The following is an 8195-nucleotide window of genomic DNA, read 5'->3' as shown; positions in this document are numbered from 1 at the left end:
GCCACCCCAAGTGGCTGGCCGCGTCCAAGGGTGCTCGCGCCCTGTGGACGTCCGCCGGGTCGTGGAGCGCCGGCCAACTGCTCGACGGGTACGTACCGGAGAGCGCCCTGCGCATCCTCGACGGCACCAAGCGCGAGGCGGAAGACCTGGTGCGGGTGGGTCTGTGGGAGCGCGCTGACGCCGGGTGGCGATTCCACGGCTGGATCGACTTCCAGCCCACTCGCGCCGCGGTCGTCGAGAAGCGCCGCAAGGACGCGGACCGGCTCAAGGCGTGGCGTGACCGCAAGGACGCGCAGCGCGACGAGAAAGGAGCGTGACACGCCGTGTGTAACGCCGTTACATGCACGCGAGTAACGCATGCACAGCCCAGCCCAGCCCAGCCCCCCCAGCCCAGCCCAGCCCTTAAGTACTTCTGTCGTCACCTCAAATCCAAACGTCCAGTAAGTGACGCGCGCGTCGTCGCTCCCAGCCCGCTCACCCTCCGCGACGTCTTGGACTTGGAACACCCATGCTGACCAAGACCGAAGCCGAACGACTCGCTGCAGCCGCCCACGCACTGCGCCCCGACTGGCCCGTGTCGTCGCTGCTGACCTACCTCAGCCGGCACAAGGCCAGCGCCTACCGGGATGTCGCCGTGGCGCTGGCGTGGATCGCCACCGACGCGCAGACCAAGACCCCGGCGCGGCTCGACGAGGCCGGGCCGTGGTGGAAGGCCACGCAGGCTGACTCCCCGACGACGACTGTCCACATCCGACCCCGCTGCGTCGACCACCCGACGCAGGATGCGCTGGATTGCCCAGAGTGCGCCTCGGGTGTGGGTGACGCGGCCGCCGGTGTGGCCGCGTGCCGTGCGGCGCTGAGGGGTGCCCGATGACGCCGCAACAGCAGGCCATGGCCGCGCTCGACGCCGTGGACGCTGGGGACCTCGACACCGCGTACGCCATCGCCCGGACGTTGCCCGTCACACCCCCAGCACCCATCCGCCTCGATCCGGGCTGGGCGTCTCGTGCGGAGTGCAGGGACACCATGGGCGAGCTCGACGGCGTGATCTTCGCCGCGGGCCGGAAGCCGCCGGCGGTGGTGCGGGACTTCATCGCGGACTACTGCAAACCCTGCCCGGTGAAGGCCGAGTGCTACAACGCCGGACGCGACGAGCCGCACGGCGTCTGGGGCGGCATCTGGCACGGGGGGGACAAGTGACCCTCGCCGCCCCCTTCCCCTACTTCGGCGGGAAGCGCCGAGCCGCCCCCATCATCTGGGCCGCACTAGGCGACCCAGCCGGGTACGTCGAGCCCTTCGCCGGTTCTGCTGCCGTGTTGCTCGCGCGCCCGACGTTCTCGGGCCGCCGCGTGGAGACCATCAACGACGCGGACGGGTGGCTAGTCAACGCGTGGCGCTCGATCGTGGCGCGCCCCGGGGACGTCGCCCGACACGCGGCCGGTCCGGTAACCGAGATCGACTACCACGCACGGCTGGCGTGGCTGCAAGAGCGCAGGTCGCCAGATCTCGTGGCGTGGCTGGAGGGCGACCCCGAGGCGTGCGACGCGAAGGCTGCCGGCTGGTGGCTGTATGTGATGGCGTGCGGCATCGGCGACCCATTCGGCGCTGGCCCTTGGAGGGTGGTGGACGGCCACCTGCGCAAGTCCGGTGACGCCGGGCGGGGCGTGAACCGTGAGTTGCCCCACCTCGGTAACGCCGGGCGGGGCGTGAACCGTGAGTTGCCCCACCTCGGTAACGCCGGGCAGGGGCCACTTGCCGACTACCTCGACAGGCTCGCACGGCGCCTAGCCCGCGTCCGCATCACCTGCGGATCGTGGGAACGTGTCGTCACCCCTAGCGCATCACGCTCCGGGACGGGGGGCGACGGCTCGCGGGCCATATTCCTCGACCCGCCTTACGCCACCTCCGGAGACCTGTACGCCGAGTCGACGGACGGCATTGCGGCAAAGGTCCGCGACTGGTGCACCACCGCACCGGGTGACATGCGCGTCATCCTTTGCGGATACGACGCTGAGCACGACGCCCTACTCGATCACGGGTGGACCGTCACTCAGGGCAAGTCCGGCAGTGGTGCAGGGTACGCGGCCCGCTCGGACAACGGCCGCCGCGAGCGACTGTGGATGAGCCCGGCCTGCATCGGCGCAGAGCAACTGGCTCTCTGGCACGGGGGTGACGCGTCATGACCCCCCGCATGTCCGAGGCTGACCTCCAGCGCACCGTCCTCGACATGGCCCGCTGGCACGGCGTCCTCGCGTTCCACTCCACCGACCCGCGCCGCGACACGTGCGCGGGATTCCCCGACCTCGTCCTGCTCGGCGACCGCGTCGCCTTCGTCGAGCTGAAGACCGCTACGGGCCGGGTCCGGCCCGAGCAGCAGATATGGCTGGACCGGCTCAGGGCTGCCGGCCAGGCCGTGTACGTGATCCGCCCACAGGACGTCGCTGACGGGACCGTCCAGCGACTGATGAGAGGACTGCGAAAGTGATCGAAGAGACCGACCTGACCCCGGCCGCCGTCGAGCGTTTCTGGACAGACGTCCAGGACGGCGAAAGTAAAACGTTCACGCTGCCCGCTGGGGGCGCGAACTACACGGATGTGATTCCCAATGCCACCGACGGTTCGGGAGGCGCTGACGCGCTGCCTGCGCTGGTGTCGGCGCTAGTCCGTGTGACTGCCGAACGTGACCGGGCGCGGGACCTGGCCGCACGGCTGGAGGAGCAGTTGGCGCGGGTCCGGGATGTGCATCGCCCGCATGAGGTGCCGGCGGTGTATTCGCTGGAAGGTTTCACGGCGTGCTCGTGCACGAGGGGTATGGAGTATGCGACGTGCCCGACGGCCGCGGTGCTGGATGAGACGGTCGGGGATGGTGCGTGATGGGGCGCGTCACCAGGCGGAAGTATGCCGCCGACCTCTACCCCCACGCCGACGAGTGTGAGGTGCGCGACCTGGCCATAGAGGTGCCTTACCGCCACGCGGACTCCGTGGGGCATGGCACCGACGGGACCGGCTGGCACGACCTCCTCAGGCTCTTCGAGCCAGGCAGCGTCGGGCGAAGCGTCGCAGCGCAGCTGACGATGGCCCGCATCCGCCTGCTCATGCACAAAGCCGAGATTGCGGCCCTCGCAGATGCCCTATCGAGGGGCATGACCGGTGACGAGGCGTGGCGGTGGGCGATGTCCCGGGCCATGGGCGAGATGGATGCGATTTACGAGCGGGCAGTGGATCTCGGCATCCCGGTGGTGGACATCAAGCCTTATCCGTGCGGGCCGGAGCCGGGCCACCATGACCACCGGATTCCGAGTGAGAGCGGAGGCGGCTGGTACCGCCTGCAGCGCGTGGCGGGCCCGGAGTCGGCTTGCGAGGACTGCACCACCGAGGACGGTGCGTGATGGCCTTCCCTGCCCGACACCCCGGCCGCTGCGCCGATTGCGGGTGGCCCTTCGACGAGGGCGACCTCATCACCATGACCGACGACGGCGCCATGCACGCCAACTGCGACGACGCCACCGTCGCGGAACGCCCGGTCGTGGTGTGCGAGAGGTGCTGGCTGGCTAGGCCGTGTGAGTGCGATGAGTAACCACTTCCAGGACACGCACCCCCGAGCCCGCAAGCCTCACCGCTGCTCCCTGTGCTGGCGATGGATACGGGCCGGCGAGACGTACCGCCGCGGCGCAGGGATGGACGGATCAACCGCCTGGACCTGGGAAGGAGTGCGCCCACTGCGAGGCGCTGATCCCGCTTGTGACCGCAGAGGTCAACCCCTGGGGCGAAGAGTACGACGCTAGCGTCGTATCGGATTGGGACCCGGCCACCGTTGCTCACCTCAGGCTCAAGGTGCTTTTCCTGCGCCAATGGACCGACCGTGACGGGCATCTGTACCCCATCCCCGAGCATGTCTACCGCGACGACGAGAAGGGCTGGCCGCGTCTCGTGGACGTGGTACTGCCGTGACCCCCGCCAACCGCGCCGCAGCCGCACTCCGGCGCGCCGTGACCTACGCCGTCGTGGCGTGGGAGATCGCACGCGGCCTGCCCCACCGGGCCGCCCGCAAACACGCCGCAGACCTCAGGACTGCGGCACTCACCACCAGGACAAGGAGACGGCAGTGAAAATCACCACCTGGAGCCAGGACCTGAGCGACCGACGGCAGTGGTCAGGCCGGGGACGGCTGAAACTGTGGCGCAATGACGGATGCGTGGCGTCGATAGGCGCGGAGGTGGTCTGCCCGCGCCGCCCCCGGGCGGAGGCCAGCGTGCGGCTGCACTTCGGGAACCGTTACTCGGAGACGCCGATAGACGCCCACCTGGCCTTCCTGGGCGCCGGGATCTACCTCAACACATCGCTCGGGCGACGAGCGGCCGATTGGATCACGCGCGGCCGCTCGCGCGATCTTCGGCTGTCGATTCACAACGGCAAACTGTGGTGGGACCTGTGGACATCCCCGGACCACGACCACAGCAAGCACGTCCGCAGGGGCGGCAAGTACCGGTCCTGGACGTGTCGGGACGGGTGTTTCTCGTTGGACCCGATGGAGTGGGCCTGGGGTCCCGCGCTACTTCTACGAGGATGTTGACACCGTCCATCGCGACGTCGTCATCGACGGCGACACGTACCCGGTCACGCTGACTCTCCAGCGGGCTAGCCGCGGTCGGGTGAAGAGCACGCGCCACCGACACCAGTACCTGTCCTGTGACTGGTCCGCCGAGAGGGGCATCCCCACCCACTTCGACAAGTCGTACGGCTGGAAGGGGACCGGCACCTACGGTTCCAGTTTCCACCTGCCTGAGTGGGCTGCTGACTCCACCCGTTGGGGCGAGGTCGCGGCTGCGCAGCTTGCGGCGTGGGTCATCCTCCGAGCGCGCCCAGACCGGCTGGACCCGTGAGCACGAGGAGAAGGTCAAGCGACGGAGGACCAAGCCATGAGTGACACCCAACTTCAGCCCTTCGGCATAGACATGTCCCTCTTCGGGCGTCTGGTCAGGGTCGTTGGGGGCCCTGTCGAGGGGACCTTCTGGGTCCGTCGCCCGTCCGGGCGCGAGACCGTCGTGACGGCCGTAGACGTCACCGTCTGGGCTGATGACGCGCATACGTGCGGCCGCAACATCCGCGACATGGCTGCTCTCATCGAGGGGGACGGGGTCGACATCCCCGAGCACATAGTCGACCCCCGCGTACGGCTCGACATAAGGGCGGCCGTACTCGCGGCAGCCCGCGCCGCGGAGTGGTGGCACTGATGGCTGACACCCGCTGCCCCTGCTGCGGGCAGACCGTCCGCGGCATCCAACGCATTGGCCGGTCGTGGCAGTGCTGGCCATGCGGCGACGTCCTCACCACCGAGCAGGCGTGGCCCATCCTGGCCGCAAGAGGAGACCTGACGTGACCGACATCGACGCGCCGACGTGCGCCCGCGGCTGCACCGAGCACGGCCAGCACCGAGCCGTGCCCTGCGACCCTGACTGCCGCGGGTGCGCCGGCTCACCGACCCACGAGGGCACGAGCCTGTGCTACCGGTGCTGGCGGACCCTGCGCTACTCGCTGGCCAATGCGCAGGGTCAGCACGACCTGCTGCTCTCACTCGCCAGCCCGTCGATGTCGCTCGCCCCCACCGACGACGCCGGCATGATCCGAGGCTCAGCGGAGGACCTGCCTGACGCCATCAACGTCTCGCGGCTGTCGTGTGCGCAGGAGATCTCCGACGTGCTGTCACAGTGGGTCGAGTGGCTGGTGGTCGAGCACGAGATGCGCGGACCGAAGCGGCTGCTGACCCAGCATCAGCGCGACGTTCCCGGGATGCTCAAGCGCTCGTGGTCCCACTACACCGGCCGCTACGAGTGGACCGAGCCCCCGCGCGATTCTCGGTCGGCCCGGCATCCCTGTGGCTCAAGGCGCAGAGTCACCTACTGGCGTCCAGCCCATGGATCGCGGACGAGATGGAGCCCTGGCTCGACCTGATGTCCCGCGCTCACGCCCTGGCCCCGTGGCGGACACGACGCACCTCATCCCGGAGATCCAGTGCCCCGCGTGCGGTGGCGTCGCCCTCGCGCTGTTCGGCGGCGAGGAGGACGTGCGGTGCCTGCGCTGCCGCTCGATGTTCTCGCCGGACCGGTACGCCATCTGGTGCCGTCAGCTAGCCGAGCGGCACGGCTCACCTACCCCTGAGCCCATCCCGTACGACGGCCTGCCCCTGACGATCGAGGGTGCCGCCCGCCTGCTCGGGCTTCCCATCTTCACCCTGCGCAACTGGCGGGCAAGGGGTCATCTCCTGCCCGTCTCGGAGACGGTCCGACCCCTGCGCTTCGACCGTGCGGCCATCGTCGAGTGCGCCGCTGCGAGGCGTCGCCAGCACCAGGATGAGCGCGCCGGACACACTCCCAGCGTGCTCGCTGGCGTGTCGGGTGTGCACCAAAGCGGGCGGGGTGATAAGTTCTCGGCCTGAGGGAGTATGCCTACAGGCAGGCTCCCTCTCAGCATGTCCGGGGGGTGACCCAATGGGATTCACCCACACCACCACCGCCGCGATCTACCGCACCCGCGACCACAAGCGCGCCCGAGCCCAACTGCTCGCGACCTACACGCCCGGCGACCCCTGCTGCATCTGCGGACACCCCATGTGGCCACCCACCAGCAACCTCCACGCCGACCACGACCCAGACGACCCCACCCGGTACCGCGGACTAGCGCACGGCACCACCCCCCGGTGGTGGCGAAGACGGTTGAGGGACCCAAACCGCCCACCGCGTGACCTGGCAGCGTTGACCCGGTGCTCGCAGGAGATCAGCCGCGAGATTTACGCGATCGACGCAGGCCAAGCAGGAGGCAGACGAGGGTGACCACGTCCCTGACGAAGCCTGGGACGAAACGGCCTCTCTGAGGTCGCCCGGAAGGTCGTCGCCCCGCGGGGATCGTGTCGACGGGCTGGCTGGTCAGTGCGGTCGCTATAGGTGTGAGCGCAAGTTGGGGGTCTCGTTCGACGGGTGGCAGGTACGGCGCTGGGCGTCTAATCCCCGGCCAAGAGGGCTGATGGGTCTCGCGTCGATGGTCGACGACGGGAAATGTCCCTTGCCGCGGCAGGTTGGCGACGCCCGATCGGCGCCCTGATTCTCTGCCGCCCCATCCTGCGTCCGGGGCCGTTGGTCATCTGGTCGGCGCATCACCGAGGACGCACGGTGAGACGTTCCTGGCGATGCAGGCGTTCGCTGATCGCCTGCGGGTAAGGCCGTATGGCCTCCAGGCGGTCTAACACGGGGTCCGGCGACGAGGAGATCCGGTTCCACAACGTCCCGCACCTGTTCGGCGCTCGGGAACGCGGATTCGGTCGTGGCATCCCTGGCTGTCGACGGTGATGGTGCCCGACGAGGCGCAGATCCTGTCGGACAAGGCGCTAGCGAACATGCTGGCGAATTCACGAACGTCTCGGCGTTCGGTCTGGCCCTCGTGGGCACGCCGCCGCGGCCGGAGGACGACTCGGCAGGCGTTCTCGTGGATGCGGCGCTGTGCGCATGCCGGCGGTGCTGACGGATGGGGCATGGATTGAGGCTGCCGAACGTGGCGCGGACCGGAGCCTGAAGACGTGGGTTAAGCGAACCCGTCATACTCCGGGTACCGGACACCCAGTGCAGTCGATCCAGCGACCTGCAAGCGACCCATGAGGACTTGACCGAGGGCCTGGGCATCTGGGATGAGGACAACGGCCCAAAGATCATGCTGTCGTGGTCGTCCCGCGGCAACCTTTGCAGGCGCTGCCTGACGGCTGGTCTTGGGTCTTGCCGGGTCGGTGGATGGGCTGTATGGCTCGATCGGTGCGGCCGGCCTCGCAGGTGAGACATCGTCGTCGGCGCCGTGGACCGCAAGGTGGGGCAGCGTGGCCGATCGCGGAGGCGAAGCGCATCCAGGATGAGCGCGGTTAAGCGGTGGCGGTCGACCTGAAGGGGCCACTCGTCGGATCTCGTGGATGACCTCTGTCGATGCCGGCGTGATCTGACGCTGGTCGCAGAGTTCGCGTCGTACGTCGATGTGCGCCGGACCTCCAGGCGGCTGGCTGAGCAGGCCGGCGGAGGCGTCCACCCGGATCGTCGCGATCAACGACGCGGTGCGTGTGGCGACGTGGCGCAACGTCGGCGACCGGCGAGTGTTCGGCCGCCGCGGTGGCGCGGACATCTCGATGCTGGTAACAGTCACTCTGGCGGCGGATAGGC

The 8195-nt window shown here is 69.0% G+C and carries 11 protein-coding genes; all 11 read left to right on the top strand.

The features are described 5' to 3' along the window. Positions 1-317 (top strand): hypothetical protein (locus IPK85_27130; protein MBK8251036.1); only part of this gene is annotated, 317 nt, incomplete at its 5' end. A gap of 191 nt (positions 318-508) precedes the next feature. Further along, the gene (locus IPK85_27125) at positions 509-874 is read left to right on the top strand and encodes a hypothetical protein (protein MBK8251035.1); all 366 of its coding nucleotides are present in this window, start codon (positions 509-511) and stop codon (positions 872-874) included. Beyond that, entirely contained in the window at positions 871-1200 is a 330-nt protein-coding gene (locus IPK85_27120; protein MBK8251034.1) for a WhiB family transcriptional regulator, read from the top strand. The genes IPK85_27125 and IPK85_27120 overlap by 4 nt, the downstream gene beginning before the upstream one ends. Continuing rightward, positions 1197-2183 (top strand): DNA adenine methylase, encoded by a 987-nt coding sequence (locus tag IPK85_27115; GenBank protein MBK8251033.1) that lies wholly within the window; start codon positions 1197-1199, stop codon positions 2181-2183. Before IPK85_27120 ends, IPK85_27115 begins: the two co-directional genes overlap by 4 nt. Next, positions 2180-2485, top strand: a complete 306-nt coding sequence (locus IPK85_27110; GenBank protein MBK8251032.1) for a VRR-NUC domain-containing protein — start codon at positions 2180-2182, stop codon at positions 2483-2485. Before IPK85_27115 ends, IPK85_27110 begins: the two co-directional genes overlap by 4 nt. Further along, positions 2482-2874, top strand: a complete 393-nt coding sequence (locus IPK85_27105; protein MBK8251031.1) for a hypothetical protein — start codon at positions 2482-2484, stop codon at positions 2872-2874. The genes IPK85_27110 and IPK85_27105 overlap by 4 nt, the downstream gene beginning before the upstream one ends. Beyond that, a complete protein-coding gene (locus IPK85_27100) occupies positions 2874-3389 on the top strand; it encodes a hypothetical protein (GenBank protein MBK8251030.1) in 516 nt (171 codons plus the stop codon). Before IPK85_27105 ends, IPK85_27100 begins: the two co-directional genes overlap by 1 nt. 352 nt (positions 3390-3741) lie before the next feature. After that, positions 3742-3951, top strand: a complete 210-nt coding sequence (locus IPK85_27095) for a hypothetical protein (protein ID MBK8251029.1) — start codon at positions 3742-3744, stop codon at positions 3949-3951. A 968-nt stretch (positions 3952-4919) separates the two neighbouring features. Then, the gene (locus IPK85_27090; GenBank protein ID MBK8251028.1) at positions 4920-5234 is read left to right on the top strand and encodes a hypothetical protein; all 315 of its coding nucleotides are present in this window, start codon (positions 4920-4922) and stop codon (positions 5232-5234) included. A gap of 142 nt (positions 5235-5376) precedes the next feature. Next, positions 5377-5952, top strand: a complete 576-nt coding sequence (locus tag IPK85_27085) for a hypothetical protein (protein MBK8251027.1) — start codon at positions 5377-5379, stop codon at positions 5950-5952. Between the two features lie 25 nt (positions 5953-5977). Further along, positions 5978-6436 (top strand): helix-turn-helix domain-containing protein, encoded by a 459-nt coding sequence (locus IPK85_27080; protein ID MBK8251026.1) that lies wholly within the window; start codon positions 5978-5980, stop codon positions 6434-6436. Positions 6437-8195 lie beyond the last annotated feature (1759 nt).

This window comes from Gemmatimonadota bacterium, from assembly GCA_016712265.1.
In the GTDB taxonomy this organism is placed as follows: domain Bacteria; phylum Gemmatimonadota; class Gemmatimonadetes; order Gemmatimonadales; family Gemmatimonadaceae; genus RBC101.
The sequence above is the reverse complement of the archived record's forward strand: the minus strand, read 5'-3'. Positions and strand labels throughout refer to the sequence as shown.